2 protein-coding genes are annotated in these 2155 nt (G+C 73.2%); both read left to right on the top strand.

Features of this window, described 5'->3' with window-relative positions:
• Nucleotides 1-542: regulatory protein RecX (locus HMPREF3105_RS08455; protein ID WP_230956257.1), on the top strand; the 542-nt coding region annotated here is incomplete at its 5' end.
• Between the two features lie 39 nt (nt 543-581).
• Nucleotides 582-2129, top strand: coding sequence for a tRNA (N6-isopentenyl adenosine(37)-C2)-methylthiotransferase MiaB (gene miaB / locus HMPREF3105_RS08460; RefSeq protein ID WP_070709225.1), 1548 nt, complete (start codon nt 582-584; stop codon nt 2127-2129).
• Nucleotides 2130-2155: the final 26 nt, after the last annotated feature.

Consider the following 2155-nt stretch of genomic DNA (forward strand, 5'->3'; position numbering starts at 1 on the left):
GCCCCCGACGTCGCCCCGGCCCGGCGCCCCTGCCCACCGCACCGCGTGAGCGCGAGGAGGCCGCACGCGAGGTCGTCCTGCGCCAGCTCGCCCTGGGCCCCCGCTCCCGCGGCCAGCTCGAACGCAAGCTCGCCGAGCGCCAGGCCGAGCCCGAGCTGATCGAGCGCGTCCTCGACCGCTTCGAGGAGGTGCGCCTCGTGGACGACGCCGCCTTCGCCGAGGTCTGGGTCCGCAGCCGTCACCGAAGCAAGGGCCTGGCGCGCCGTGCCCTCGGGCACGAGCTCCAGCAGAAGGGCGTGGACCGGGAGATCGCCGCCGAGGCGCTCGAGGCCATCGACGGCGAGGACGAACGGGCCGCCGCCCTCGACCTCGTGCGCCGACGGCTGCGGGGCCGCACCGTCCCCGGCGGTGCCTCGCCGGAGGCCCGGGCCGAGCGGGACAAGGTGACCCGCCGCCTCGTCGGCATGCTGGGACGCAAGGGCTACGGCGGCGGCCTCGCGTTCGCCGTCGTGAAGGAGGTCCTCGCCGAGCACGAGGAGTGAGCGGACCCGGGCCGCGCCCGGAGTTCCTAGAATGGTGCGGTGACTCTGACGGACCCCACCTCCCGCACCACCCCGCTCGCGCAGGACGGCGCCGCCGCGCGCCCGCACGAGGGCCTGACCTATGAGGTCCGCACCTTCGGCTGCCAGATGAACGTGCACGACTCCGAGCGCATCTCCGGCCTGCTCGAGTCCACCGGCTACGCCCCGGTCGCCGAGGACGCCCAGGCCGACCTCGTGGTCTTCAACACGTGTGCGGTCCGCGAGAACGCGGACAACCGCCTGTACGGCAACCTCGGCAACCTGCGTGCGGTGAAGGACGCGCACCCGGGCATGCAGATCGCCGTCGGCGGGTGCCTCGCCCAGAAGGACCAGGCCGCCATCCAGCGCAGGGCCCCGTGGGTGGACGTCGTCTTCGGCACCCACAACATCGGCTCCCTGCCCGTGCTGCTGGAGCGCTCCCGCCACAACGCCGAGGCCGAGATCGAGATCCTCGAGTCGCTCGAGGTGTTCCCCTCCACCCTGCCCACCAAGCGGGACTCCACGCACTCCGGCTGGGTGTCCATCTCCGTGGGCTGCAACAACACGTGCACGTTCTGCATCGTCCCGTCGCTGCGCGGCAAGGAGAAGGACCGCCGCCCCGGGGAGATCCTCGCCGAGGTGCAGGCGCTCGTCGATGCCGGCGCCGTCGAGGTCACGCTGCTGGGCCAGAACGTGAACACCTACGGCGTCGAGTTCGGCGACCGCGGCGCGTTCGCCAAGCTGCTGCGCGCGTGCGGGGAGATCGAGGGACTCGAACGCGTCCGCTTCACCAGCCCCCACCCGGCCGCGTTCACGGACGACGTCATCGACGCGATGGCCGAGACCCCCAACGTCATGCCGCAGCTGCACATGCCCCTGCAGTCGGGCTCGGACAAGGTGCTCAAGGACATGCGCCGCTCCTACCGGTCCGCGAAGTTCCTGCGGATCCTGGAGAAGGTGCGCGAGCGCATCCCGCACGCCGCCATCACCACGGACATCATCGTCGGCTTCCCCGGGGAGACCGAGGAGGACTTCGCCGAGACGATGCGCGTGGTCGAGGCCTCCCGCTTCTCCTCCGCGTTCACCTTCCAGTACTCCATCCGCCCCGGGACCCCCGCCGGGGAGATGGACCACCAGGTGCCCAAGGCCGTCGTCCAGGAGCGCTTCGAGCGCCTTGTGGCCCTGCAGGACCGGATCTCGGCCGAGGAGATGGCCACGCTCGTCGGCACCCGCCAGGAGCTGCTCGTCACCGCCGACTCCGGCTCCAAGGCCGCCGAGCGCGGCCGCCTGTCCGGGCGCGCACCCGACAACCGACTCGTGCACTTCTCCGTGCCCGCCGGCGCCGAGACCCCCCGCCCCGGCGACTTCGTCACCGTGACGGTCACCGAGGCCCACCCGTTCTTCGCCGTCGCCGACCCGACCGCACAGGACTACGTCCTGCGCCGCTCCCGCGCCGGCGATGCGTGGGACCGCGCCCAGGCCGAATCGTGCGGCGCACCCGCCCCCGGCACGGCGGGCGGCTCCGGTGCCACGAGCCTCGGCATGCCGACCCTGCGCCCGCGGTCCTGATGCCCGCCGCCGCGGCCCGGCCGCCC

This window comes from Micrococcus sp. HMSC31B01 (assembly GCF_001816085.1).
GTDB classification, from domain to species: Bacteria; Actinomycetota; Actinomycetes; order Actinomycetales; family Micrococcaceae; genus Micrococcus; species Micrococcus luteus.